Origin of the sequence: Rhizobium sp. BR 315, from assembly GCF_050577975.1 — a bacterium.
GTDB classification, from domain to species: Bacteria; Pseudomonadota; Alphaproteobacteria; order Rhizobiales; family Rhizobiaceae; genus Rhizobium; species Rhizobium miluonense.
This window is the reverse complement of record NZ_JARWKZ010000023.1, coordinates 43,195-68,106: the sequence shown is the minus strand read 5'-3', so window position 1 is coordinate 68,106 and position 24,912 is coordinate 43,195. Positions and strand designations below refer to the sequence as shown.

Below are 24,912 nucleotides of genomic sequence, written 5' to 3'. Positions count from 1 at the left end.
ACTGAGGTGATCAACCGGCTGGCGCTGGCACGGAGCTTGAACTGCCAAGACAGCGGCGAATCTGCGCCCGCTGCGGGCGTCGAGACCATTGTTCACGGTGTCGCGGCCGTCTGCGATCCGCTTGGCGCGCTCTATCTGCCGGATGCTGGTATTCTCGTTGTCTCCGACTTGCATCTGGAAAAGGGGGCGGCCTTTGCCCGTCGCGGTATGTTGTTGCCGCCCTATGACACGCTGGCGACGCTGACCGTTCTCTCCGCCGTCATCTCCCGCTACGATCCGAAGCTCGTCGTGTCGCTCGGCGACAATTTCCATGATCGGGTCGGTTCGCAGCATTTGCCGGAAGAGTTTCGCAGCCTCATCGTCAATATGGCGCGTGGCCGCGAATGGATCTGGATCAACGGCAATCACGATCCGGATGGCACGGTCGACCTTCCCGGCCATTCCGTCGACGAGGTGCTTTATGGCGGGCTCACCTTCCGCCACGAACCGAAGGCGGGCCGGCAGGCTGGCGAAATCGCCGGCCACCTGCATCCTTCCGCCACCGTTCGCCGTCGTGAAAAGTCGGTGCGCCGCCCGTGCTTTGCGACGGATGGCGCCCGTCTGCTGATGCCGGCCTTCGGCGTGATGGCGGGCGGCCTCGATCTCCGCCACAAGGCGATGGCGGGTCTCTTCGAGCGGGAGAGCCTGATCGCTCATCTGCTCGGCCGCGACCGGATCTATTCCGTGCGGTTCGGTAACCTATCTGCCTAAGCTACGTTTGCGGGTACGTAACGCAGGACGACTGCCCCGGTCTTGAGGGCCGTGGAGTCGATGAGCTTCAACGGCCGCTGCGCCGTTGCCGGCTTGAAATGCGGATTGCCTGATCCCAGCACGACGGGAACAAGGCAGATGCGGATCTCGTCCACCAGATCAGCCTTGAGCAGCACATCCGTCACCTCGGCGCTGCCGAAGACGAACATGGTCTTGCCGGGTTCTTCCTTCAGCGTCTTCACTTCCGCGGCAATGTCGCCGACGACGCGGGTATTATTCCAATCCGCCTTGTCGAGCGTCCGCGAGGCGGCGATCTTGGCGATGCCGTTCATGTAGGCGGCGATGGCGGGCGTTTCCGTTGCGGTCGACCAGTAGGCGGCCATGCCTTCATAGGTCTTGCGGCCGAAGATCAGCAGATCGCCTTCCTTGCCGAGGTCTGTCGCATAGCGCTCCAGCTCGTCGCCCCATGCGAGCATGTGAAAATCGAGATCCCAGGGCTTGGTTCCCTCGAAATAGCCGTCAAGCGTCATGAGATTCCAGACAACAAGCTTTCTCATCATTTCCTCCGTGGCAAACTGTTTCATAAATGAAACTGGTTACTAAAAGCAAGCGGTTGATTGCTAGCTACACCGATGGCAAAATGCAAGCAGTTTTTGGAGATCATTATGGACGCATCACATCGTTCCGGCTGCCCGATCAATCTGACGCTGGAAATTCTCGGGGATCGCTGGAGCCTGATCGTCATCAGAGACATCATGTTCGGCAATCGCCGTCACTTTCGCGAGCTGCTGCAAAATTCGGAGGAGGGGATCGCCTCCAACATCCTTGCCGACCGCCTGAAGCGGCTGGTCGAGCGCGGCTTGCTGACGCGCGCGGACGATCCCACTCACAAGCAGAAGGCCGTCTATAGCTTGACCGAAATGGCGATCGACCTCGTGCCGCTCTTCGCCCATATGGGCGCTTGGGGCCGCAAGCATCTGGCGGTATCGGAAGAACTGTCGATCCGGGCCGAACTGCTGGAGAATGGTGGCTCGAACCTATGGGAGGATTTCATGGAGGAGCTGCGCGCCAAGCATCTCGGCAAGGTGCTGCCGCCGGGCACGCCCTCCGTCCTCGGTCGATTGACCGAAGCCTATCTCGAAGTCGTCAATCGCAAGAAGAACGGCTGATCAGTTTTTCCGGAACATGAAGCTGGCTCCCCATCCCGTAGCCAGGGCCAGCAACACGGAAAATACGCCATAGGCGATCGGCTGCTGATGCGCCGCATCCGTGATCATCTGCTCTATGCCGGTCTTGATGACGCGCAAAGGCAAAGCCTTCTCGCCGATGAACTTTCCGCTCTTGAAGAGATAGGCGCGAACGGTGTGCACGCCGTTCGGCACGTCGGCAGGAATTCTGAGCGTCGCCTTGAAAAGCGAGGAGCTGACGAAGCGCACGCCCGCCGGATCGCTTTCGTAAAGCCCGCCTGATGCCTGCAGCCGCCGGAAGGCTTGCCGGAACTCCGGGACGTCGCCGACATTGCCGACGAAGCCGACCGGGGTGAGGGGTATATGGTCGACGCCGATGCCGCGGTCGCTGAGTTCCAGCGGCGCGGTGATGTTGTCTACGGCGCGCGTGCTCGATAGCGAATAGGCCTGCGGCACATGCTCGAACGTCATCGAGCGGGTATTGACCCAGATGCCGAAGACACGCTGCTTCTTGCGCACCGTCGCATTTTCGCGTGGCCCCTCCAGCACGACGACGATGTCATATTGGCCGATCGCCAGAAGCAGCTGGTCGGTGTTGGAAAGCGCGCCGAAAATTGTCAGATCGGCGCCGGTGAAGTCCGAGGTGATGGCGATCTCGCTGGTCGATGTGCCGATTTCCATCGTCTCGCGCGCGGTCGTCGAGGTTGTCGGCTGATCGAGCAGCACCTGCGCTTGTGCGGCGATCGGCGCAAGCAGCAAGGTCGCGGCAATGAGCAGCCCAAAACCTTTCATCGGCTGACCCCTTCCATGACGATAGAATAGACGTCGGCCGGCGTGACCACGAGAGCGATCGCCAGACGAAGCCCAACGGCAAGGACGAGGAGACCGAGCAGGGCGCGAAGCTGCTCGCCGCGCAGCTTCTGGCCGACACGAACGCCATATTGAGCGCCAACGACGCCTGCCACCATCAGCAGGAAAGCCAGGATAATATCGACGGAATAATTGGTGGCCGCCTGCACGATCGTGGTGAAGGCCGTCACGAAAATGACCTGAAACAGCGAGGTGCCGACGACGACGTTCGTCGGAACGCGCAGCAGATAGATCATGGCCGGCACGAGGATGAAGCCGCCGCCGATACCCATCGGCGTCAGCATGCCAACGAAGAAGCCGAGGCCGATGACCGGAATGGCGCTGAGATAAAGCTTGGATTTCTTGAAGCGCAGCTTCAGCGGCAGGCGCTGTACCCAATTGTGATGGCGCAGCTTGCCGCTCGCCGGCGGCAGCTTGCCCGCAGCCCGGCGCATGGCGCGCACGCTTTCCCAGAGCATGAGCGTTCCAACGGTGCCGAGCAAGAGCACGTAGATCAAGGAGATGATCAGGTCGATCTGCCCGAGCCTGCGCAACAGCACGAACAGCCAGAGGCCGAATGTCGCGCCCGCCAGGCCGCCGGCAAGCAGGATCGTGCCCAGTTTCAGGTCGAGCGAGCCGCGGCGAAAATGCGTGAGCGCTCCCGACACCGAGGAGGCGACAACCTGGTTGGAGCCGGTGGCAACAGCGACGACCGGGGGAATGTTGTAGAAGATGAGGAGCGGCGTGATCAGGAAGCCACCGCCGACACCGAACATGCCGGAGAGGAACCCTACGGCTGCGCCCATGCCGAGAATGATGAGGATATTCACCGACAGTTCTGCGATCGGCAGATAGATCGTCACGCGCTGTTCCCACTTGCAGGCATTCCGGCACGATGATCGGAGCCTGAACCATTTTCCCCTTTTAAGCGGCGAATTCTAATCTGCAATCATTGCCAGAGCCTTAGGAAAAGCTCCGTGGCGTCAGTTTTAGAATTGCTCGTGCCACTCTAGCGCGGCTTTTTCCGCTTTTCTGTGACGGCGATATGCCGGAAGGGCAAGGGTGCGTGCGGCCTGCGGCTGCGCGCATCGAACCTCCGCAAAACAAAAGCACGCCGCCGTGGTAACGCCAGCGTGCTGCTATTCTGAATTCCGAAGGAACAGCAAGGTCTACTTGTTGCGGGCCAGAAGCTCCTTGACGACCTGATCCGTTACCCGTCCATCCGACGGCAGGCCGACGGATTTCTGAAAGCTCTTCAGTGCCGCAACTGTCTTGTCACCCATCGCACCATCAGGTGCGCCGGCATCGAAGCCATTTTTGTTGAGGATGGCCTGGATGTTGCGGATGGCCTTCTTCATGTCGATGGAAGCCGTGTTCACGCCCTTGCCGGTCGTCCATTCATCGGGAACGTCCGTGCCGTTGGCCTTGGGATCGGCCGGCTGGGCCTTCCAGAGATCGACCTTGGCGCGCGCACCTTCGAGATCGGCCGGCTTCATGGCGTTGGCGACTTCGTCGCGCTTCTGCGCGGCGTCCTTGTCGCCGCTCTTGGCGGCGATCGCAAACCACCTGTAGGACTCCTGCAGATCCTGCTTCACGCCGTTGCCACGGGCGTAGAGGATCGCAAGGTTGAACTGGCTGTCGGAGACGCCGAGATTGGCGGCGCGCGTGAACCAGTTTGCAGCGGAGTCGTAATCCTGTTGGCCGGCTGCGCCCGAGGCGTAGAGGACGGCGAGGTTATGCATGGCGCTGGCGTTGCCCTGATTGGCGGCCTGCTCGTAATTTTCCTTGGCCTTGATGAGATTGCGGTCGATGCCGTTGCCCTTCTCGTACATGCTAGCAAGCCGGTACTGTGCCGGCGCGTAACCCTTGTCGGCCGAAAGCCGGTACCAGCTTGCCGCCTGCTTCAGATCCGTCGCGACATTGCGGCCATCGGTGTAGCGCGCGCCGATCTCGAAGAGCGCAACGGGGTCGCCCGACTTGGCTGCGGCGGCGAGCGATGGCGGCTGGATGCCGTCAGGCACCTGGATATCTGCTGCTGCCGGAGCCGCGAGGGATACTTTGTCGGTGGGGGCGATAGCTGCGGTCTGCTGTGCAGGAGCTTCGCTGCTCGCCGGAATTTCCGTAGCGCCCTGATTGCCGTCGAGCGGAGCCGCCGCTGCAGGGTGGTCGTCGGTTGGCGCAGGCGTCGGATTGCCAGGTGCCGCTGCGGGCTGAACCTCTGTCGCATTCGTCGCGGTGGCCGCCGGCGTTGCGGTCTGGCCCGCGCCGGGCAGCTGATTGTTGCCGGCCGCGTTGGCGGTGGCGGCGACACTGTTGGTCGCGGCGCTGTCTGCCGGTGCAACCTGGGTCGAAATCTGCGCCGGCTGCGGCGCCTTCTGGCCGCGCGTCAGAGTGTTGACCAGCGGGAAAGCCATGATCGCCAGCAGCGCAGCGCCAATCGCGAGCAGGATCGGGCGGCGGAAGCGCGAAAATGCTCCGCCCGTCTTTGCATCCTTCTTGGAGGATGGTGCGGTGCCGCGCTGCGCTTGATCGACTTCTACTGCCGCAGCCTGTGCGGCGCGGCGGGCGGCTGCGATATAGTCGGCGCGCTCGTTCTCGGTCGGCTGGCGGCCGCCGCGAGCGGAGGTCTGGCTGGCGCGCACTCGCTCCAGGATCCTCTTGATGTCGGGTGCGCCGGAGCCAGGCTCCAGCAGCTCGTTGGCTTCTTCAGCCGGCATCATGTCGGCGGGATCGATCGATGGCGCCTGTTCGATCACGGGGCGGTCCGGCAGGAAGATCGGCTCGGCCTTTTCCGGCGTGAAGAGACGCTTGCCGAGGCTGGCGAGAAGGCCAGCCCTCGAACCGCTCTTCTTGGCGGCAGCCTTGATTTCCGCCTTGGTATTGGCATCGATTGCCTGCGCGACAACGGTTTCGGAATCGGCGGCAGACTCTGCGGGCGCAACCGTGCGGATGATCGGGCCTGCCTTCTGCGGCGCTGCCATCGGCGGCCTGATGGCCGGGGCATCTTCTTGCGCGAAGACGTCGCTTTTGAAGGTCGCTGCGGGCATGGCCGGTGCCGGCCGGCGATGTTCCATGTGGTCGAGCCGGTCAGCGATTTGCAGCAGCGTGTCGTGCAGCGCCTCGAAGGTGCGATGCGTACGCTCGTCGCTGGCGCGGCTGAGATCTTCAAGATGGCGCAGGTCTTCGGCGAGCGCCGTCAGTGCCGCCATGTCGCCAGGCCGCACCCCGCTGACCATTCCGCCGTCACGCGAATAGGCCTCGACGACGGTTTCCGCCGCATGGCGTGCCGCCTCGATGATGTATTCGTCGTTGGTCGCCATATAGTCTTCGATGGCGCCCATCCGCCGATCGAAATCGACGGGAAAATGGTCGGCCGCCGCGCGGGGCTCGTTGGTGAGCAGAGTGGACAGATGGGCGATCTGCTCTTCGAGGCTGCGCATCGCCTGCATATCCGTCGGCGGTGCTGCGGTGCTGGCTTCCAGCCGTGCCGCTATGTCGGAGAGGCGGCCTTCCAGCCGGCGCGCGGCGCTGTCGTCAAGGCTTGCGGCCGGAACGGGCGGATGGAAATCCATCTCGTCGATGCGGCGGGCGAGGTAGTCCAGGCGGTCCGCCAGGACGTTGCCGACCGAACCGTGTTCCAGCGCATCGATCTTGTGGGAGATATCGGCAAGATAAGTGACGAGTTCGGGCTGCGGCGCCGCCTTCTGCGAGCGCTCCATCAGATGCGAGAGTTGGTCCAGGCGCTCCTCGAGGCGGGCGACGGCCTTGGCGCTGCCCAGCTCGTCGATGCGCATGGAGAGCGCTTCGAGACGGCCGGAGAGATCGTCGGCAGGCTGGCGTCGAGCCGCGTCGCGGCTCATCACGTCGATCTGGTCGGCAAGACCGCTGAGTCGTCCTTCGAGCCGCTGCATCGCCTGGTCCTGCGGCTGCATCATGGAGCCGAGGCTTTCCATCGCGGTCGCAATCGTCAGCAGCTTGTTTTCCAGCGCATGCACCGCGGGGCTGTCATTCATGCCGCCGAGGTGCTGCTTGATATCGTCGAGGCGATAGGCGAGCGAAACGAGCTCGTCCTGCAGGCCGGTGGTGTCGATCGCCTTCACCTGGCGCCCGACATGGTGGAGGGACTCCTCGCGGGCAAGGCCATCCATCAGCGAGCGCAGCTCGTCGAACTCGGCCTTCAGGCCGGCCGTCTCAGGCTGCCCGGTAAGCTGATTGATGCTGTCGGCAAGCCGCGCCATATCCTCGCGAACGTCGGCTGCGAAATGCCTGTCGTTCGTGTTCTCGCGGATATCGCGAATTTCGGCGCGCAGCGAGTTCACTTCGCGGGTCACGCTGTCGGCGATATCGCGCTTCAGATCCTGGCGAAGATTGACGAGCGCCTGAGCGATGTCGACGGAATTTTCAGCGGTCGGCCGTTGCGGCTGGCGCTGGCTATAGGGATCGAGCGGACGACGAACCGGCTGCGGTTCGGACTGCGGGATTTCTTCGCGGCGGGAAAGCAGCCGCTCGCGGTTTGCCTCGAGCGCGCGCTGGCGTTGGCGGATTTCTGCAAGCGGATCGGGGCGGACGTCGTTCTCCTGGCGCTCGGAGCGCAGCGGACGCTCATAGGGCCGGCTGGCTGGGTATTCGCGTTCGGGGCGCGGCGGCATGCGCTCCGGCGGAGCAGTGCGCTCGGGAACGGCACCATAGCCGGCAGCGACGCGCTGGTGCGTATCGCGCGAGGCGGCGGTGCCCATCAATCCCTCGATGCGCGCTTCCAGCCCCTCGATTGTGCGGCTCAGAGCATCCAGCGACGTCCAGTCGCCCGTGCTGGTAGGATTTGATCGCGATCCGCTCATATCTTTTGCTCGCCTCGAACTATGACCACCCAGGTCACCATGTTGACGGAAGAAAGACGTTGCGACATTGCCGCGCTGCCCGGATCCCGCCGTTCGGAAAGGGATAAATGTATTGGCTTTCCTTAAACAGAGCCGCAAAGACAGCGCGTCATCAAAGGATAAGTTGAAGAAACGCGAAGCACCGCTGCTCAACTCGTACAATTTACGAAACGTGGTAAACAACTCGTTAAGTTTATCGGAAGTCTTAACCTTTTATTTCGGTTCTGCTGTCGGATGCCCCGATATTCTTATGGGGCAAACCCCGGAAGGTCTTTGGAAACGCTGCGTTCCGTTCGTGCCGATCGAAGCGCCGTTCCATCGCTTCGCCAAAAATTCGGTGCGATACAAATTTGACGTTTACGCAAACGTCAATATTTTGTAAGAGTAACCGCAGTGACCGGAATCTGAGGTCCGGCGGCGAATTGGAGGAATTCGAAAGATGCCAGTCTACAAGGCCCCCGTGAACGATACGCTCTTCGTCCTGAACGATGTGCTCGGGGTGGAGCGCTACAACAACCTGCCCGGCTACGCGGACGCCACGCCCGACATGATCGAGGCGATCGTCGGCGAGGCGGCCAAGTTGTCGGAAGAAGTGCTCTTCCCGCTCAATTATTCGGGCGATCAGGAAGGTTGCGTGCGCCACGACGACGGCACCGTCTCGACGCCGAAGGGCTTCAAGGAAGCCTATCGCGCCTATCGCGAAGGCGGCTGGCTGGGTCTGGCGGTGCCGGAGGAATTCGGCGGGCAGGGGCTTCCCTATGTGCTGCACTGCGCCGTCGGCGAGTATACCTCTGCCGCCAATATGTCGCTGATGATGTATCCGGGCCTGACGCAGGGCGCGATCGCCGCCATCCTCGTGCATGGTACCGACGCGCAGAAGCAGACCTATCTGCCGAAGATGGTCGAGGGCATCTGGTCCGGCACCATGAACCTCACCGAGCCGCATTGCGGCACCGATCTTGGCCTGCTGCGCGCCAAGGCCGTGCCGCAAGCCGATGGCAGCTACAAGATTTCCGGCCAGAAGATCTTTATTTCCGCCGGCGAACACGACATGACGGATAATATTGTCCATCTCGTCCTTGCCCGCATCGAAGGTGCGCCTGAAGGCACCAAGGGCATCTCGCTGTTCATCGTGCCGAAGTTCCTCGTCAGGGAAGATGGCTCGCTTGGCGCGCGCAACCCGGTCTCCTGCGGTGCGATCGAGCACAAGATGGGCATTCACGGCAACGCGACCTGCGTGATGAACTATGACGAGGCCACCGGCTTCCTGATCGGCGCCGAGAACAAGGGCCTCAACGCCATGTTCGTCATGATGAACGAGGCGCGCCTCGGCGTCGGCCTGCAGGGTCTCTCTATTGCCGAGATCGCCTATCAGAACGCAGCAAACTACGCCCGCGAGCGCATCCAGGGCCGCTCGCTCTCCGGCCCCAAGGCGCCGGACAAAAAGGCTGATCCGATCATCGTCCATCCCGATATCCGCCGCTCGCTGATGACCATTCGCGCCTTCAACGAAGCCGGCCGTGCCTTCCTGCTGTGGACGGCGCTGAAGTCGGATATCGCCCATCGCTCCCCGGACGAGAAGGACCGCCAGGCAGCCGACGATATCCTTGGTCTGGCAACGCCGATTCTCAAGGGCGTCATGACCGATAAGGGCTTCGAACATGCCGTCATGGCGCAGCAGGTCTTCGGCGGTCACGGCTATATCGAAGAGCATGGCATGAGCCAGTATGTCCGCGATGCCCGCATCTCCATGATCTATGAGGGCGCCAACGGCATCCAGGCGCTCGATCTCGTCGGTCGCAAGCTGGCGCTGAACGGCGGCCGCGCCGTCATGGCTCTGTTCAAGGAGATCGGCGATTTCTGCGAGGAGAACCGCAACGACGAGCAGATGGCCTTCTTCACCAAGCATCTGAAGAAGGGCTTGAACGATGTGCAGGCCTCAACCATGTGGTTCATGCAGAACGCCATGGCCAAGCCCGACAATGCGGGTGCCGGCTCGACCGACTACATGCACCTCTTCGGTCTCGTCGTCCTCGGCTATATGTGGGCGAAGATGGCGAAGGCGGCGCAGACAGGCCTTGCGGGCGGCGACGGCGCGCGCGAGGATTATCTGAAGAACAAGCTTGTCACGGCGCGGTTCTATATGGAGCGCATCATGCCGGAAACGGCATTGCGCAAGGCCCGCATCGAAGCCGGCGCCGACACGATGATGGAACTGGCTGCGGAAGCCTTTTGAGCAGGGCGGCGCTTGCCGCTGCAGGGAGATGAGACATGACCGAGGTTTTCATTTACGACCATGTGCGCACGCCGCGCGGGCGCGGCAAGAAGGATGGATCGCTGCACGAGGTGCCGTCCGTGCGACTTGCGGCCAAGGCGCTGGAAGCACTCCGCGACCGCAACGGCCTCGACACCGAAACCGTTGACGACATCATCATGGGCTGCGTCGATCCGGTCATGGAAGCCGGCGCCGTCATCCCGAGGGGTGCCGCTTTCGAAGCCGGTTATTCCACCAAGGCGCCCGGCATGCAGATCTCGCGCTTCTGCGCCTCCGGTCTCGATGCCGTGAATTTCGGTGCGGCCAAGATCGCGCAGGGTGCTGATGACATCGTCATCGCCGGCGGCGTCGAAAGCATGTCGCGCGTCGGTCTCGGCATGTCCGGCGGTGCCTGGTTCATGGACCCCTCCGTCAATTTCCCGGCCTATTTCATGCCGCAGGGCGTCTCGGCCGATCTCATTGCCACCAAATACGGCTTCTCGCGCGATGATGTCGATGCCTATGCCGTTGAAAGCCAGAAGCGCGCAGCTCATGCCTGGGAGAAGGGCTATTTCAAGAATTCCGTCATTCCGGTGAAGGATATCAACGGCCTGACCATTCTCGATCGCGACGAGCACATGCGCCCCGGCACTGACATGCAGGCGTTGGCTTCGCTCAATCCCTCGTTTCAGCTGCCCGGCGAGATGGGCGGCTTCGAAGCCGTCGGCATTCAGGCGCACCCGGAAGTGGAACGCATCAACTACGTGCATCATGCCGGCAATTCCTCCGGCATCGTCGACGGCGCTGCCGCCGTGCTGCTCGGTTCCAAGGCTGGCGGCGAGAGCATGGGTCTGAAGCCGCGCGGCCGCATCAGGGCCTTTGCCAATATCGGCTCCGACCCGGCGCTGATGCTGACCGGCCCGGTGGACGTCACCGAAAAGCTCTTGAAGCGCAGCGGCCTGACGCTTGCAGACATCGATCTATTCGAGCTCAACGAAGCCTTCGCCGCCGTCGTGCTGCGCTACATGCAGGCCTTCGACATCGAGCATGACAAGATCAACGTCAATGGTGGCGCTATCGCCATGGGCCATCCGCTCGGCGCAACCGGCGCGATGATCCTCGGTACAGTGCTGGACGAGCTGGAGCGCCGCGACCTCAATACCGCGCTGGTGACGCTCTGCATCGGTGCCGGCATGGGCACGGCCACGATCATCGAACGCGTCTGAGGAGGGAAAACAATGGCTTACACAAATTTCACCGTTGAGACCGACGCAGACGGCATCGCACTCGTCACCTGGGACATGCCCGGCAAGTCCATGAACGTCTTCACCGCCGAGGTGATGGATGAGCTGAGCGCCATCATCGACGCGACCGTCGCCGATGCGGCCGTCAAGGGCGTGGTCTTCACCTCGGGCAAGTCCTCCTTCTCCGGCGGCGCTGATCTGTCGATGATCAAGTCGATGTTCTCGCTCTATCAGGATGAGAAGGCGAAAGACCCGGCTGCTGCCGCGCAGAAGCTCTTCAATCTCGTTGGGCGTATGACGGGCCTCTTCCGCAAGCTCGAAACCTGCGGCAAGCCGTGGGTCTCTGCGATCAACGGCACCTGCATGGGTGGCGCTTTCGAGCTGTCGCTCGCCTGCCATGGCCGTGTCGCATCGAGCGCCAAGAGCGTCAAGATCGCGCTGCCGGAGGTCAAGGTCGGCCTTTTCCCGGGTGCCGGCGGCACGCAGCGCGTCTCGCGCCTGACGGATGCTCAGTCCGCCCTCCAGATGATGACGACGGGGCAGTCGCTGACGGCGGCACGCGCCAAGGCGATGAACCTCGTGCATCAGGTGGTCGAGCCGGACCAGCTGGTCCCGGCCGCCAAGCAGATGATCAAGGACGGCCTGAAGCCTGTGGCTCCCTGGGACGAAAAGGGTTTCAAGGCACCGGGCGGCGGCATCTGGACGCCTGCCGCAGCCCAGCTCTGGCCGGCCGCACCGGCCATCCTGCGCCGCGAGACGTCGGGCAATTATCCGGCGGCGCTTGCCATCCTCAAATGCGTCTATGAAGGCCTGCAGGTTCCCTTCGATACCGGCCTGAAGATCGAGCAGCGTTATTTCACGCATGTTCTGCAGACCACCGAAGCCTATTCGATGATCCGCTCGCTGTTCATCTCCATGCAGGAACTCGGCAAGGGCGCCCGCCGCCCGGCAGGCCAGCCGAAGACGGAGCTGAAGAAGGTCGGCATCGTCGGCGCCGGCTTCATGGGCGCGTCCATCGCCTATGTCACGGCAGCTGCGGGCATCCCCGTCACGCTCATCGATCGCGACATCGAAGCCGCGGCCAAGGGCAAGGGCGTCGGCGAGGGGCTGGTAAAGGATTCGATCGGTAAGGGAAGGTTGACGCAGGAAGAAGGTGCCGCTCTGCTCTCCCGCATCACGCCTTCGGCCGATTATGCCGATCTCAAGGATGCCGATCTCGTCATCGAAGCCGTGTTCGAAGATCGCGAGGTCAAGAAAGCCGTCATCGAGGCCGTCGAAGCCGTGCTGCCGGCAGGCGCTATTTTTGCCTCCAACACATCGACGCTGCCGATATCAGGCCTTGCGAAGAATTCGAAGCGCCCCGTCGATTTCATCGGCGTCCACTTCTTCTCGCCGGTCGAGAAGATGATGCTGACCGAAGTCATCCTCGGCAAGGAAACGGGTGACCGTGCCATCGCCGTCGCGCTGGACTACGTAGCCGCGATCAAGAAGACTCCGATCGTCGTCAACGACACGCGCGGCTTCTTCGTCAATCGCTGCGTTTTCCGCTATATCCACGAAGCCTATGACATGCTGATCGAAGGCGTGCCCGCTGTCATGATCGAGAATGCCGCCAAGATGGCCGGTATGCCTGTGGGACCGCTGGCGCTCAACGACGAAGTCGCCATCGATCTCTCCTACAAGATCCTGAAGGCGACTGTTGCCGATCTCGGCGAGAAGGCGGTCGACCCGCGTCACATGCAGCTGGTCACCGGTCTCGTCGAAGGCGAGGGTCGCTTGGGCCGGAAGAATTCCAAGGGCTTCTACGACTATCCGCCGAAGCCGGCCAAGAAGTCACTCTGGCCGGGCCTCAAGGATCTCTATCCGCAGAAGAAGGCCGATGAGGTCGATGTCGGCGTGCTGAAGCAGCGCTTCCTCGTCACCATCGCGCTCGAGGCGGCCCGCACCATGGAAGAGGGCATCGTCACTGACCCGCGCGAGGCTGATGTCGGCTCCATCCTCGGCTTCGGTTTCGCCCCCTACACCGGCGGCGCGCTGTCCTACATCGACGGCATGGGCGTGAAGGCTTTTGTCGATCTCTGTGAAAAGCTTGCGGCATCCTATGGCCCGCATTTCAAGCCGACGGCGCTGCTGAGGGACATGGCCGCGAAAGGCGAGACTTTCTACGGACGCTTCGATCCCTACCGTGTCGAAAAGGCCGCTTGAGACAAGCAGTCATCCATCACGACAAATAATGGGCCGCTCCTGTCGGGAGCGGCCCTTTTCGTTCGTCTTCTGCTTGAGCTCATCAAACCGAGGAGGATGACATGATCGAGATCATCGGCAATCGCGACGAGGCAGAGGCCATCAACACAACGCTTGCAAGCTGGGCTTCCGCTCTTGGCAACAAGGATGCAGCGGGTGTGGTTCGGCACCTGAGCGACGATGTCGTCAGTTTCACTCTGGCGGCACCTTTGGTGCACAAGGGCAAAGGCGAAAAGGGTCTGGAAGGCTGGTTTTCGACGTGGGAAGGGCCGATCGGCGGCGATGCCGTCGATGTCAGGCTGACTGTCGGTGGTGATGTCGCCTTCTGGACCGGCCTCGTGCAGATGACCGGTAAGAAATCAGATGGCTTCGAGGTCGATCTATGGTTTCGCCAAACGCTCGGCCTCAGAAAGGAGGCCGGAGTCTGGACGATCGTTCATGAGCACACGTCGGTGCCGTTTGCGATGGACGGCAGCGGCCTTGCCGAGCTTGGTCTCAAACCGTAAGCATATTCTTACGCAATGCTTAAGGGCTTTTCCCGGCCGGCGCGCAGTGCAAGTACGCCCCAGCCGACGAGCAGAATGATGGCTGCAGCATAGATATCGGCGGCCTCGGCAAATCCGAGCGCTCTGGCCAGGAAGCCTGCCAAGATGGCCGGCAGGCTGAAGGCGAGATAGCTCTGAATGTAGAAGGCCGAAAGCAGCCCGGCGCGCTCGTCCGGTTTTGCCAGCGGCATGATGCTGCGTACCGTGCCGAGGAAAGTCGCCCCGAAGCCCGCGCCGGCGATCACCGTTCCCACCGCAAGGATCGACACCTCAGCCGCATGCACGCCGGCAACGACCGTCAGCACCCCGAGTGTCATGCTCGATATGCCCAATGTCATTGCGGTCTGCGCGGATCTCTTACGCAACAGAAACACCGCGCTTGCTCCGCTGATTGTCAGGGCCGCGACCACGGAGCCACCGACGAGCGGCGCCGTGCTGCCTGTGGTAACGCTCACGAGTGAGGGAACCAGCGACAGATAGAAGCCGCCAAGCGCCCAGACGGCGACGTTGATCGGCGTTACCGCCAGCAATGTCCGACGCACCTGCGGCGGCACGGCCACTTCCGGCTTCAACGACGCAAGCAACCCGGCACGACGCTCAGTCGTTTCCGGCACCAGCCAGAGCAGGACAGCCTGCAGGACGAGCAAGGCGAGCGTGACGAAATAGACAAGCAGGGTCGGCGCCGGCGCAAACTGGACCAGCAGGCTCGTGCCGAGCGCGCCGATCGCCATGCCCGCAAGCGGTGCAAGGCTGTTGGTGATCGAACCCTTGATCGGGTCGAGGTCGATGAGCGCAGCTCCGATGGAGCTTGCCGCGGCGCCCGTTGCCAGGCCCTGGACGATGCGTGCGGCAATCAGCCAATTCGGCCCCTCGGCCATTAAAAACAGCGCCATCGCCACCATATTGAGGAGGATCGAAGCGAAGATCACCGGGCGGCGGCCGAGATGGTCAGAGATGGAACCGACGATGAGCAAGGCGGCGAGGAGCGCAAAGGCATAGACGGCGAAGATCACCGTGATCAGCACCGGCGAGAAGGCGAAGGCCTGCTGATAGAGACGGTAGAGCGGCGTCGGCGCGGAAGAGGCGGCGAAGAACAGGGCGCTGGTTGCGGCGTAGAACAGTGGCGCAAAGCGTCTGGCCGGAGAAATTGGCAAGCTGGAAGTGGATTCGATCGTGGGCATCGACTATATCCTGGCTTAAAGCTAAAAGATTGCGTTAGGCGGATATAGGATGCCCGGCGCACAAAAGCAAATAATTTGCGTTAGTGAATGGCGCGCACCTGTTCGCTGACGGCAAAAGGGAAAGATTGGCAGACTTATGGGCCACAGAGAAAATCCCCGCCCCGGCGGGCGCAGTGCCAGAGTACAGGCGGCCGTGCATCAATCCGTCCGCGAAATGCTATCAAAGATGGATCGCGCCGATGTGACGATCCCGCTCATTGCCCAGCGCGCCAATGTCACACCATCAACCATTTATCGCCGCTGGGGCGATCTTCAAGAGCTTCTGGCCGACGTCGCCGCCTCGCGCCTGCAGCCGGAAGGCGAGCCGGCCAGGATCGGCAGTGCCCGCGAGGACCTGGAGGCCTGGGTCGAGCAATATGCCGACGAAATGGCCTCCGGCGTCGGACGGCAGATGCTTCGTGATGTTCTAGCAACCATCGACGGCGCAAATGCGGAAAAATGCAGCGGCTACACGCAGCAACAGCTTTGCGTCTTGATCGCGCGCGCCAGGGAAAATGGCGAGCCCTTCCCGAGCCTGGGAGAGCTGATGGATCACCTCATCTCGCCGATCATATACCGCATCCTCTTTGATCAGGCTTTCGACGCGGGCTATGCTCGCGAGCTTGTCGCAAGGGTCATGCGAAAGTCTAACGCTTAAATCTTGGTCGCTTATGCCCGATGAGCCGCCCAGAAGCTCTCCAAGGGTGGGCTCGTCAGCTTCCGCCGGATTGCGCGCAACTGACGAACAGGTAAACCCGGAAGTGCATGGTTAAATTGTCTAACCTATGGATTTATCTTGGGATATGCGCGCTCTAGCAGAGCCCTATGCCAATTCGCTGTTGAAAAATAAGGAAAAAGATGGTGCTAATCATCGCCAGTGAATTCAACGGCAACGCGAAGGGGACTGCTCAATGCTTAATGAATTCAAGGCATTTATCGCCCGCGGCAATGTCATGGATCTCGCGGTCGGCGTGATCATCGGCGGCGCTTTCGGCGGCATCGTGAAATCGCTGGTTGACGATATCATCATGCCGATCGTCGGTAGGATTTTCGGCGGCTTCGATTTTTCGAACTACTTCATCGGCCTTTCCTCGGGCGTCAATGCGCCGACGCTTGCCGCCGCCCGCGCTCAGGGTGCCGTTCTCGCCTACGGCAACTTCATCACTGTCCTCATCAACTTCCTGATCCTCGCCTGGATCATCTTCCTCATGGTCAAGGGCGTGAACACGCTGCGCGCCCAGGTCGAGCGCAAGGAAGAGAAGGTTGCCGAAGCAGCGCCGCCGCCGGCCGACGTCCAGCTGCTGACGGAAATCCGCGATCTTCTCGCGAAGCGCTGACACACCGCGTTCAATCTCTCTGAAAGCCTCGATCCCGCAGGGGTCGAGGCTTTATTCATCACGAAAATCGATCGGTTGCTAAGGCAAAGTCATGGGATTTGTCCGGCGCTCTGCTTTATGAAGGCAGAAACCGGAGATCATGCATGTCGATACTGAACAGCCTCAGCCCGCGCGCGCTCGCAGCACCCGAAAGCGGGATCGTTGAAGTGGTCAATTATGCCCGCGGCCGCGATGGCCTGCTGCCGCTCTGGGTCGGCGAGGGCGATCTGCCGACGCCTGATTTCATCAACCGTGCCGCCATGGCCTCGCTCAACGCCGGCGAGACCTTCTATACCTGGCAGCGCGGCATTCCGGAGCTGCGCCAGGCGCTTGCCGATTATTATGGCCGGCACTTCGGCACCTCGCTGCCGATGGAGAATTTCTATGTCGTCGGCTCCGGCATGCAGGCGATCCAGCTTTCCGTGCAGGCGATCACCTCGCCGGGCGACGAAATGGTTTACCTGACGCCGGCCTGGCCGAATATCGCCGCCGCTCTCGAGATCGCCGGTGCGCGCTCGGTCGGCGTGCCGCTGCAGTTCGAAAACGGCAAATGGTCGCTCGATCTCGGGCGCCTGGAGGCGGCGATTACGCCGAAGACCAAGGGTCTCTTCATCAACACTCCCTCCAATCCGACCGGCTGGACGGCAACCCATCAGGATCTCCGGGATATTCTGGCGCTGGCGCGCAAGCACGGCCTCTGGATCATGGCCGACGAGATCTACGCGCTATACTATTATGCCGGCGGTCGCGCGCCGAGTTTCCTGGACATCAAGGATGCCGACGACAAGATCCTCTTCGTCAACTCCTTCTCGAAAAACTGGTCGATGACCGGCTGGCGTGTCGGCTGGATCGTCGCACCCACAGAACTCGGGCAGGTGATCGAGAATCTCGTGCAATATTCGACCTCCGGCGTCGCGCAGTTCATGCAGCGGGGCGCGGTCGCCGCCCTGGACGAAGGTGATGACTTCGTCCGTTCCAACATCGCCAAGGCGACCCGCTCCCGTGACATTCTTTGCGACGCGCTGATTGCGACCAATCGCGTGCACACGCTGAAGCCGGATGGCGCGCTCTATTCGTTCCTTAAGATCGATGGCGTCACCGATAGCCGCGGGGCCGCGCTCGACATCGTCGACAAAACCGGTGTCGGCCTGGCGCCTGGAACCGCCTTCGGGCAGGGCGGCGAGCTTTTCATGCGCGCTTGCTTCCTGCGCGATCCGGCAAAGATCGCCGATGCGGCCGAACGTTTGAGCCGGTATATTTTGAGTTTGTAGGGGCGGCCGCCATATGCTGCGGCTCGCAGCTTTCGATTTGGATGGTCCGCACACTCTCCGCAGCGTGCCGAAGCTCCGATCAATAAAATCCAATCAAACCGCGAAAGCCCCCGCTAACCATTCCCTCAATCTTCCCCGCGCTGCCGCCCGCTTTTAATCAAATTGGCAAGAGGCGCAGCGCCATATATCGCCGACAAGACTTGGCGGGGACGCGAAGAATGACGGTGTTGGTGACGGGCGGAGCCGGCTATATCGGCAGCCATATGGTCTGGAAGTTGCTGGACGCGGGCGAGGACGTGGTGGTCATCGATCGCCTGTCCACTGGTTTTCGCTGGGCGGTTCCGCCCGCCGCCCGTTTCCATCTCGGCGATATCGCCGATGAAGCGCTGTTGCAGACGATCTTCGCCGAAAACGATATCGATGCCATCATCCATTTTGCCGGCTCGGCCGTCGTCCCGACGTCGATCGAAGATCCTCTCTCCTATTACGAAAACAATACCGGCAAGACCCGCATCCTGATGAGCGCCGCCATCAAAGCCGGAATCCGTCATTTCGTCTTCTCCTCCACCGCTGCCGTCTATGGTCCGCAGCCGGCGGATCAGCCGGTCAGCGAAAGCGTGTTGCTCCGGCCGGAATCTCCCTATGGCCAATCCAAGCTCATGTCGGAGCTGATGCTTCGCGATGCTGCTGCGGCCTATGATTTCGGCTATGTGGCATTGCGCTACTTCAATGTCGCCGGCGCCGATCCGGAAGGGCGAACCGGTCAATCGAGCGAGAGTGCCACCCATCTCGTCAAGGTTGCCTGCGAGGCGGCGCTCGGTCGTCGCCGTCAGGTGGATATCTACGGCACGGATTATCAGACGCATGATGGAACGGGCGTTCGCGACTATATTCACGTCAGCGATCTCGCCGAAGCGCATCTCCTGGCGTTGCGGCATCTGCGTAGCGGCGGCCGGTCGCTGGTCGCCAATTGCGGCTACGGTGCAGGCTATTCAGTGCTCGACGTGCTCAATATGGTCATGCGTGTGCATGGTCGCGCCTTCCGCATCCATATCGCGCCGCGCCGGCCTGGCGATGCCGCCAGCGTCGTTGCCGACGCAACGGTGGCACATCGCGAGTTGGGCTGGTCGCCGAAATACAACAGCCTCGAAACGATCGTGCGCTCGTCGCTGGATTGGGAACTCCGTCTTGCCCAGCGCTCCGGATTCGATGCCAGCGGGCTGCAGAAGGTCTTCGCGGCCCCAAGCTTCTGATAGTCGTCAGCCGTCGGTCGCTCTCCAGGGTCCGAGAAAGGCCGGCGCATTCAGGCGTACGGCCTCCATCAGGAAATCGATGACCGTGCGTACACGCGGCGACTGGCGCAGGTCGCGATGGCATGTGATCCAGTAATGGCGCCTGAGATCCACCTCCTGCGGCAGCACGACCTGCAGATCCGGATGCTTGCCGGCAATGAAAAATGGCAGCACGCACAGCCCCAGGCCGCTCTTTGCCGCCGTCAGCTGTGCAAAGATGCTCGAGCTCTGAAATTGCGGTTTGATGCGGGGGTGGACGTCGCCGAGATAATCGAGGCCCGGCGCAAAGATCATATCCTCAATGTAGCCGATGAAGGCGAAGTCAGGCAGGCCGTCGCGGCTTTCGATCGGCGGATGGCGGGCGAGATAGTCCAGCGATCCGTAGACCTGCAGATGATAGTCGGTGAGCTTCTCGGTGAAGTAGGGGCCGGCCTTCGGCGGGTCGAGCACGACGACGATATCCGCCTCCTTGCGCGAGAGCGACATGATCTGCTGGATCGTAATCAGCTCCAGCGAAATGTTCGGATGCTTGGCGGTGAACTCCGGCAGCACGCCCGTGAAGAAGAAATTGGAAAAACCCTCCGGCGCGCTGATGCGTACCACGCCGCGCTGCGCCGCCGATCCGGCCGAAAGATCCGCGCGAAGACGCTCAGTTTCCTGCTCCATGCGCTCGGCCGTGTCGATGAAACGCTGGCCCATGGCCGTCAGCATATAGCCGCGCGGATTGCGTTCGAAGAGCTTGACTTTCAAGGCGAATTCTAGTCGGTCGATGCGGCGTGAAACGGTGGCGTGACTGGTGCGCAGCTGCCGGGCAGCGGTCGAGAGCTGCCCCGTCCGCGCCACTGCGAGAAAGAACTGCAGGTCGTCCCAGGTAAAATGCGGCGCGTGCTTCATATCTCTCCCTGCTGTTCAAAAATGAACAGACACTGTTTGGAATTAGTTTCAATCACGACTTGCGTCAACGCGCGAATTCCGTGATCTTGCCGTCGGGAAAAGTCGTTTTGAGGAAAGCGACTGGCCAATTTTGAACAGATTCATTTTTGCCAAATCTCTGGGAGGAGAGGATATGCGAAAGAGTCTTATTGCATCCCTGGCATTTCTGCTTGCAGCGAGTACCTCGGCTTTTGCCGCCGGCGCTTCGGATGGTGTCGTGAAGATCGGCATCCTGAATGACCAATCCGGCGTATACGCCGACTTCGGTGGCAAGTCGTCGGTGGAAGCCGCCAAGATGGCCGCGGAGGATTTCGGCGGCAAGGTTCTGGGCGTGCCGATCGAGATCGTCAATGCCGATCACCAGAACAAGCCCGATATCGCCTCCAACATCGCCCGCCAATGGTATGATCAGGACAAGGTCGATGCGATCATGGAGCTGACGACCTCCTCGGTCGCGCTCGCCGTGCAGGCCGTCGGCAAGGAAAAGAAGAAGATCGATATCGTCACCGGTGCCGCCACGACGGATCTCACCGGCAAGCAATGCTCGCCCTATGGCTTCCACTGGGCCTATGACACGCATGCTCTTGCCGTCGGCACCGGCGGCGCGCTGGTCAAGCAGGGTGGCGACACCTGGTTCTTCCTGACTGCAGATTATGCATTCGGCTACTCGCTGGAGCAGCAGACGAGCGATTTCGTTAAGGCGAACGGCGGCAAGATCTTGGGTTCCGTCCGCCATCCGTTGTCGTCGAACGACTTCTCGTCCTTCCTGTTGCAGGCACAATCGTCAGGCGCCAAGGTCATCGGCCTTGCCAATGCCGGTCTCGATACCGCGAATGCCATCAAGCAGGCTTCTGAATTCGGCATCAGCCAGAGTGGCCAGCATCTGGCGGCGCTGCTCTTCACGCTCGCCGAAGTTCATGGTCTCGGCTTGAAGGCGGCACAAGGCCTGACCTTGACGGAAGGCTACTACTGGAACCTCGACGACAAGAGCCGCGAATTCGGCAAGCGCTTCTTTGCCCGCACCGGCAAAATGCCGAATATGGTCCATGCCGGCACCTATTCCGCCGTGATGCAATATTTGAAGGCAGTCCAGAAGGCCGGCACGGATGATACCGATGCCGTGGCCAAGGAACTGCATGAAATGCCCGTCGACGACTTCTTCGGTCGTGGCGGCGCGGTCGGCGCCAACGGCCGCATGATCCACGACATGTATCTGCTTCAGGTCAAGAAGCCCGAGGAGAGCAAGGAGCCGTGGGATTACTTCAACGTGCTGGCGACGATCCCTGGCAAGGAAGCCTATATTGATCCGGCCAAGAGCGGCTGCGACCTCGTCAAGCAATAGGGCTGCGACCGGCCTATGACGATGTCAGCGACACATCCGCATGAAGCGCCCCGGGTGGTCTTGTCCGCCCGGGGGTTGCGCCGGGATTTTGGCGGCTTCACCGCCGTCAAGAATGTCGATCTCGACGTGCATCACGCCCGCGTTCACGCGCTGATCGGCCCGAACGGCGCCGGCAAGACGACGGTGTTCAACCTGCTCACCAAGTTTCTGCAGCCGACGCATGGCACGATCACGCTGCTCGGCACCGATATCACGCGGACACGACCCGACAAGGTTGCGCGCATGGGCCTCGTGCGCTCCTTCCAGATTTCGGCCGTCTTCCCGCATCTGACAGTGCTGGACAATGTCCGTGTCGCCCTGCAGCGGCCAAACAACCTTGCGCACCAGTTCTGGCGGTCGCTGTCGTCACTCGACAGCCTCAATGCCCGTGCCGAACAGCTTATTGCCTCCGTGGGTCTCTCGAAGGAACGCAACGCTGTCGCTGCCGATCTTTCCTATGGCCGCAAGCGCGTTCTGGAGATCGCGACGACGCTTGCGCTCGATCCGAAGGTGCTGCTGCTTGACGAGCCGATGGCCGGCATGGGGCTGGAGGATGTGAACACGGTCTCCGCCATCATCCGCGACGTTGCGCGCGACAGGGCTGTGCTCATGGTGGAACACAATCTCTCCGTCGTTGCCGATATTTGCCATCATGTCACAGTCCTGCAGCGCGGCGAGATCCTGGCTCAGGGCGACTATGCTACCGTGAGCCGCGACCCGCGCGTCCGGGAAGCCTATATGGGCACTGAGGAGGCTTGACGATGGCGCCGCTTCTGGAAGTTCAGGGCCTTAATGCCTGGTATGGCGAAAGCCATATCCTGCATGGCGTCGACATGCATCTGAGCGAAGGGGAAACCATCACCATCCTCGGCCGCAACGGCGTCGGCAAGACGACGACGCTGCGCACGATCGTCGGCATCGTCCGCGCCCGCAAGGGCAGGATCGCCTTTGCCGGCACGGACATGATGCAGGTGCCGCTGCACAAGACGGCGCGCCATGGCATCGGTTTCGTGCCGGAAGAGCGCGGTATCTTCTCGACGCTCAGCGTTTATGAAAACCTGATGCTGCCGCCGGTCGTCGCCCCTGGCGGCATGACGCTCGACGAGATCTTTGAGCTGTTTCCCAATCTGCATGAGCGGCGCAACAGCGTCGGCACCAGGCTCTCGGGTGGTGAGCAGCAGATGCTCGCCATGGCCCGCATTCTGCGCACCGGCGTTCGCATGCTGCTGCTCGACGAGCCGACCGAGGGCCTTGCCCCCGTCATCGTCCAGCGCATCGGCGAAGTCCTGCAGAAGCTGAAAGGCCGCGGCATGACCATATTGCTTGTCGAGCAGAATTTCCGTTTCGCCAGCCGCATCGCCGATCGCTTCTATCTGATGGATCACGGCCAGATGGTCTCGGAATTTCCGGTCGGCGAATTGCAGCAGCGCATGGATATGCTGCACAAGGTCCTGGGGGTCTGAGCCATGACGACGATATTCGGCATCCCTGCCCAGGCCCTTCTCGGTCAATTGCTGATCGGCCTCATCAACGGCTCCTTCTATGCGCTCTTAAGCCTTGGTCTCGCGATCATCTTCGGCATGCTGCGGGTCATCAATTTCGCCCATGGCGCGCTCTATATGCTTGGGGCTTTCACGGCCTATCTGCTGCTCGCCTATGCCGGTATCGGCTACTGGCCGGCCCTCATTCTGGCACCACTGATCGTCGGCCTGTTCGGAGCGCTGGTCGAGCGGCTCTGCCTGCGCCAGCTCTACAAGATCGATCCGCTTTACGGGTTGCTCTTCACTTTCGGCATGGCGCTGACCATCGAGGGAACCTTCCGCTATCTCTACGGCTCCTCCGGCCAGCCCTATGCCGTTCCGACGGAATTGGCGGGCGCGAAAAATATCGGCTTCATGTTCCTGCCCGTCTATCGCGGCTGGGTGGTCATCGCCTCGCTGATCGTTTGCATCGGGACCTGGCTTCTGATCGAGAAGACCAAGCTCGGTGCCTATCTGCGTGCAGCGACCGAGAATTCCGTGCTTGTGCAGGTTTTCGGCGTCAACGTGCCGGTGCTGCTGACGCTTACCTACGGCTTCGGCGTAGCGCTTGCCGCCTTTGCCGGCGTGCTGGCCGCACCGATCTACCAGGTGTCGCCGCTGATGGGATCGAACATGATCATCATCGTCTTCGCGGTGGTCGTCGTCGGCGGCATGGGCTCGATCATGGGCGCGATCGTTACTGGCTATATGCTCGGGGTTGCCGAGGGTCTCACCAAGGTCTTCTATCCGGAAGCCTCCAACATCGTCGTCTTCGTGATCATGGCGATCGTGCTGCTCCTCAGGCCCGCGGGCCTCTTCGGTCGGGATGCGTGATATGGCTGGAGTAACCACATTGAAATCCACGTCACGGCCGGCTTTATCGGTACAGAAGCTGCTGCTGGTTCTCGGCCTCGTCGGATTGATCTGGGCGCCATTCTTCATCTACCCGATTTTCGTCATGAAGGTGCTCTGCTTTGCGCTTTTCGCCTGCGCCTTCAATCTGCTGCTCGGCTATGCCGGCCTGCTGTCCTTCGGTCACGCCACCTTCTTCGGCGGTGCGGCCTATTTCACAGCCTATGCGGTGAAGGAATGGGGTGTCCCGCCTGAGCTCGGCATCTTGATCGGCGTTGCCGGTGCGTCCCTGCTCGGTCTCGTCATGGGCTTCGTCGCCATCCGGCGGCAGGGCATCTATTTCGCCATGATCACGCTGGCGCTGTCCTACATGTTCTATTTCTTCTGCTTGCAGGCCAAGTTCACTCAGGGCGAGGACGGCATTCAGTCGGTGCCGCGCGGCTACCTCCTCGGTGTCCTCGATCTCAGCAACGCCTTCAACATGTATTACTTCGTTCTCGCAGTGTTTCTGATCGGCGTTCTGATCACCTGGCGCTTCATCAATTCACCTTTCGGCATGATCCTGAAATCGATCCGCGAGAACGAGCAGCGGGCGATCTCGCTCGGCTATTCCGTCGCACATTACAAGCTCGGCGCCTTCGTCATGTCGGCGGCGCTGGCGGGGCTCGCCGGAGCGGTCAAGGCGTTGGTCTTTCAGTTCGCGACGCTGACCGATGTCGCTTGGCAGATGTCCGGCGAAGTCATCCTCATGACCCTGCTCGGCGGGATCGGCACGCTGATCGGTCCGATTTTCGGAGCGGGGTTGGTGGCGACGCTGGAGAATTATCTCGCGACCTCGGAATTCCCGGTCACCATCATCACCGGCATCGTCTTCATGGTTTGCGTCCTGCTCTTCCGCCGCGGCATCGTCGGTGAATTCTATGCCTCGCGGCTCGGACGGAAACTGGGTTTTGAATATCGGCGGTGACTATCCATCTTCCTTCTCCCTGTCCTGAGCTTGTCGAAGGGGCGGGGAGAAGGTGCCCGAAGGGCGGATGAGGGGCCTGCATAAATTGCCGGTGAACACGGAATTTGCCGGACCTGCTCGCCCATCACCCCACCCCTCTCCGCGCGCGCG

Annotated in this window: 22 protein-coding genes; 16 read left to right on the top strand and 6 right to left on the bottom strand. The window is 61.5% G+C overall.

Annotation, left to right across the window (positions count from 1 at the left end):
- The first annotated feature begins 9 nt into the window (after positions 1-9).
- Positions 10-750: a ligase-associated DNA damage response endonuclease PdeM gene (pdeM, locus tag QD409_RS21020; protein ID WP_425348505.1), complete on the top strand. Its 741-nt coding sequence runs from the start codon at positions 10-12 to the stop codon at positions 748-750.
- Here the strand turns inward: pdeM and QD409_RS21015 are convergent.
- A complete protein-coding gene (locus tag QD409_RS21015; protein WP_092842963.1) occupies positions 747-1,307 on the bottom strand; it encodes a dihydrofolate reductase family protein in 561 nt (186 codons plus the stop codon). The genes pdeM and QD409_RS21015 overlap by 4 nt on opposite strands.
- Before the next feature lie 108 nt (positions 1,308-1,415).
- On the opposite strand from QD409_RS21015, the gene QD409_RS21010 reads away from it, so the two are divergent.
- Positions 1,416-1,919 carry a winged helix-turn-helix transcriptional regulator gene (locus QD409_RS21010; protein WP_092842961.1) on the top strand — a complete coding sequence of 168 codons (504 nt, stop codon included), beginning with the start codon at positions 1,416-1,418 and terminating at the stop codon, positions 1,917-1,919.
- On the opposite strand, the gene QD409_RS21005 is transcribed toward QD409_RS21010, so the two are convergent.
- From QD409_RS21005 to QD409_RS20995, 3 genes are all read right to left on the bottom strand, one after another.
- Complete coding sequence (locus tag QD409_RS21005) at positions 1,920-2,729, bottom strand: TIGR02186 family protein (RefSeq protein WP_092842959.1); 810 nt, start codon at positions 2,727-2,729, stop codon at positions 1,920-1,922.
- A complete protein-coding gene (locus tag QD409_RS21000) occupies positions 2,726-3,649 on the bottom strand; it encodes a sulfite exporter TauE/SafE family protein (RefSeq protein WP_092842957.1) in 924 nt (307 codons plus the stop codon). Before QD409_RS21000 ends, QD409_RS21005 begins: the two co-directional genes overlap by 4 nt.
- 306 nt (positions 3,650-3,955) lie before the next feature.
- Complete coding sequence (locus QD409_RS20995) at positions 3,956-7,624, bottom strand: peptidoglycan-binding protein (protein WP_430763573.1); 3,669 nt, start codon at positions 7,622-7,624, stop codon at positions 3,956-3,958.
- 112 nt (positions 7,625-7,736) lie between these two features.
- Here QD409_RS20995 and QD409_RS20990 point away from each other — a divergent pair, with 112 nt between their 5' ends.
- The 5 genes from QD409_RS20990 (at position 7,737) to QD409_RS20970 (ending at position 13,911) form a co-directional block, all read left to right on the top strand.
- The gene (locus QD409_RS20990; RefSeq protein WP_139115009.1) at positions 7,737-8,045 is read left to right on the top strand and encodes a hypothetical protein; all 309 of its coding nucleotides are present in this window, start codon (positions 7,737-7,739) and stop codon (positions 8,043-8,045) included.
- Between the two features lie 57 nt (positions 8,046-8,102).
- Entirely contained in the window at positions 8,103-9,899 is a 1,797-nt protein-coding gene (locus QD409_RS20985; RefSeq protein WP_430763572.1) for an acyl-CoA dehydrogenase C-terminal domain-containing protein, read from the top strand.
- 35 nt (positions 9,900-9,934) lie between these two features.
- Positions 9,935-11,143, top strand: coding sequence for an acetyl-CoA C-acetyltransferase (locus QD409_RS20980; protein WP_092842951.1), 1,209 nt, complete (start codon positions 9,935-9,937; stop codon positions 11,141-11,143).
- 12 nt (positions 11,144-11,155) lie between these two features.
- Complete coding sequence (locus QD409_RS20975; protein ID WP_430763571.1) at positions 11,156-13,366, top strand: 3-hydroxyacyl-CoA dehydrogenase NAD-binding domain-containing protein; 2,211 nt, start codon at positions 11,156-11,158, stop codon at positions 13,364-13,366.
- Positions 13,367-13,467: 101 nt separating this feature from the next.
- Complete coding sequence (locus QD409_RS20970; protein WP_430763570.1) at positions 13,468-13,911, top strand: YybH family protein; 444 nt, start codon at positions 13,468-13,470, stop codon at positions 13,909-13,911.
- Between the two features lie 8 nt (positions 13,912-13,919).
- Here QD409_RS20970 and QD409_RS20965 read toward each other — a convergent pair whose 3' ends face one another.
- Positions 13,920-15,131: an MFS transporter gene (locus QD409_RS20965; protein WP_092842945.1), complete on the bottom strand. Its 1,212-nt coding sequence runs from the start codon at positions 15,129-15,131 to the stop codon at positions 13,920-13,922.
- A 136-nt stretch (positions 15,132-15,267) separates the two neighbouring features.
- Between QD409_RS20965 and QD409_RS20960 the strand changes: the two genes are divergently transcribed.
- The 4 genes from QD409_RS20960 to galE all read left to right on the top strand — a co-directional run bounded on the left by QD409_RS20960 (position 15,268) and on the right by galE (position 19,070).
- A complete protein-coding gene (locus tag QD409_RS20960; RefSeq protein ID WP_092842943.1) occupies positions 15,268-15,828 on the top strand; it encodes a TetR/AcrR family transcriptional regulator in 561 nt (186 codons plus the stop codon).
- 253 nt (positions 15,829-16,081) lie between these two features.
- The gene (gene mscL / locus QD409_RS20955) at positions 16,082-16,507 is read left to right on the top strand and encodes a large conductance mechanosensitive channel protein MscL (protein WP_092842941.1); all 426 of its coding nucleotides are present in this window, start codon (positions 16,082-16,084) and stop codon (positions 16,505-16,507) included.
- A gap of 143 nt (positions 16,508-16,650) precedes the next feature.
- Positions 16,651-17,817: a pyridoxal phosphate-dependent aminotransferase gene (locus QD409_RS20950; protein ID WP_430763569.1), complete on the top strand. Its 1,167-nt coding sequence runs from the start codon at positions 16,651-16,653 to the stop codon at positions 17,815-17,817.
- A 218-nt stretch (positions 17,818-18,035) separates the two neighbouring features.
- The gene (gene galE, locus QD409_RS20945; RefSeq protein ID WP_092842937.1) at positions 18,036-19,070 is read left to right on the top strand and encodes a UDP-glucose 4-epimerase GalE; all 1,035 of its coding nucleotides are present in this window, start codon (positions 18,036-18,038) and stop codon (positions 19,068-19,070) included.
- 6 nt (positions 19,071-19,076) lie between these two features.
- Here the strand turns inward: galE and QD409_RS20940 are convergent, their stop codons facing one another.
- Positions 19,077-20,003, bottom strand: a complete 927-nt coding sequence (locus QD409_RS20940; protein WP_092842935.1) for a LysR family transcriptional regulator — start codon at positions 20,001-20,003, stop codon at positions 19,077-19,079.
- 172 nt (positions 20,004-20,175) lie between these two features.
- On the opposite strand from QD409_RS20940, the gene QD409_RS20935 reads away from it, so the two are divergent.
- The 5 genes from QD409_RS20935 to QD409_RS20915 are packed head-to-tail and all read left to right on the top strand — an operon-like array spanning position 20,176 to position 24,762.
- Entirely contained in the window at positions 20,176-21,384 is a 1,209-nt protein-coding gene (locus QD409_RS20935; protein WP_092842934.1) for an ABC transporter substrate-binding protein, read from the top strand.
- A 15-nt stretch (positions 21,385-21,399) separates the two neighbouring features.
- Positions 21,400-22,182, top strand: a complete 783-nt coding sequence (locus QD409_RS20930) for an ABC transporter ATP-binding protein (RefSeq protein WP_092842932.1) — start codon at positions 21,400-21,402, stop codon at positions 22,180-22,182.
- A 2-nt stretch (positions 22,183-22,184) separates the two neighbouring features.
- Complete coding sequence (locus QD409_RS20925; protein ID WP_092842930.1) at positions 22,185-22,886, top strand: ABC transporter ATP-binding protein; 702 nt, start codon at positions 22,185-22,187, stop codon at positions 22,884-22,886.
- A gap of 3 nt (positions 22,887-22,889) precedes the next feature.
- Complete coding sequence (locus QD409_RS20920; protein WP_092842928.1) at positions 22,890-23,777, top strand: branched-chain amino acid ABC transporter permease; 888 nt, start codon at positions 22,890-22,892, stop codon at positions 23,775-23,777.
- 1 nt (position 23,778) lies between these two features.
- Complete coding sequence (locus QD409_RS20915; RefSeq protein ID WP_092842926.1) at positions 23,779-24,762, top strand: branched-chain amino acid ABC transporter permease; 984 nt, start codon at positions 23,779-23,781, stop codon at positions 24,760-24,762.
- The last annotated feature ends 150 nt before the right edge of the window (positions 24,763-24,912 follow it).

Excerpts from the sequence above, each read along its gene's own strand:
- QD409_RS20975 (WP_430763571.1), top strand. The coding sequence starts at position 11,156 with ATGGCTTACACAAATTTCACCGTTGAGACCGACGCAGACGGCATCGCA.
- QD409_RS21015 (WP_092842963.1), bottom strand. The coding sequence starts at position 1,307 with ATGAGAAAGCTTGTTGTCTGGAATCTCATGACGCTTGACGGCTATTTC.
- QD409_RS20970 (WP_430763570.1), top strand. The coding sequence starts at position 13,468 with ATGATCGAGATCATCGGCAATCGCGACGAGGCAGAGGCCATCAACACA.
- QD409_RS20960 (WP_092842943.1), top strand. The coding sequence starts at position 15,268 with ATGGGCCACAGAGAAAATCCCCGCCCCGGCGGGCGCAGTGCCAGAGTA.
- galE (WP_092842937.1), top strand. The coding sequence starts at position 18,036 with ATGACGGTGTTGGTGACGGGCGGAGCCGGCTATATCGGCAGCCATATG.
- QD409_RS20920 (WP_092842928.1), top strand. The coding sequence starts at position 22,890 with ATGACGACGATATTCGGCATCCCTGCCCAGGCCCTTCTCGGTCAATTG.
- mscL (WP_092842941.1), top strand. The coding sequence starts at position 16,082 with ATGCTTAATGAATTCAAGGCATTTATCGCCCGCGGCAATGTCATGGAT.
- QD409_RS20965 (WP_092842945.1), bottom strand. The coding sequence starts at position 15,131 with ATGCCCACGATCGAATCCACTTCCAGCTTGCCAATTTCTCCGGCCAGA.
- QD409_RS20930 (WP_092842932.1), top strand. The coding sequence starts at position 21,400 with ATGACGATGTCAGCGACACATCCGCATGAAGCGCCCCGGGTGGTCTTG.
- QD409_RS21010 (WP_092842961.1), top strand. The coding sequence starts at position 1,416 with ATGGACGCATCACATCGTTCCGGCTGCCCGATCAATCTGACGCTGGAA.
- QD409_RS20950 (WP_430763569.1), top strand. The coding sequence starts at position 16,651 with ATGTCGATACTGAACAGCCTCAGCCCGCGCGCGCTCGCAGCACCCGAA.
- QD409_RS21005 (WP_092842959.1), bottom strand. The coding sequence starts at position 2,729 with ATGAAAGGTTTTGGGCTGCTCATTGCCGCGACCTTGCTGCTTGCGCCG.
- QD409_RS20995 (WP_430763573.1), bottom strand. The coding sequence starts at position 7,624 with ATGAGCGGATCGCGATCAAATCCTACCAGCACGGGCGACTGGACGTCG.
- QD409_RS20925 (WP_092842930.1), top strand. The coding sequence starts at position 22,185 with ATGGCGCCGCTTCTGGAAGTTCAGGGCCTTAATGCCTGGTATGGCGAA.
- QD409_RS20935 (WP_092842934.1), top strand. The coding sequence starts at position 20,176 with ATGCGAAAGAGTCTTATTGCATCCCTGGCATTTCTGCTTGCAGCGAGT.
- QD409_RS20985 (WP_430763572.1), top strand. The coding sequence starts at position 8,103 with ATGCCAGTCTACAAGGCCCCCGTGAACGATACGCTCTTCGTCCTGAAC.
- QD409_RS20980 (WP_092842951.1), top strand. The coding sequence starts at position 9,935 with ATGACCGAGGTTTTCATTTACGACCATGTGCGCACGCCGCGCGGGCGC.
- QD409_RS20915 (WP_092842926.1), top strand. The coding sequence starts at position 23,779 with ATGGCTGGAGTAACCACATTGAAATCCACGTCACGGCCGGCTTTATCG.
- QD409_RS20940 (WP_092842935.1), bottom strand. The coding sequence starts at position 20,003 with ATGAAGCACGCGCCGCATTTTACCTGGGACGACCTGCAGTTCTTTCTC.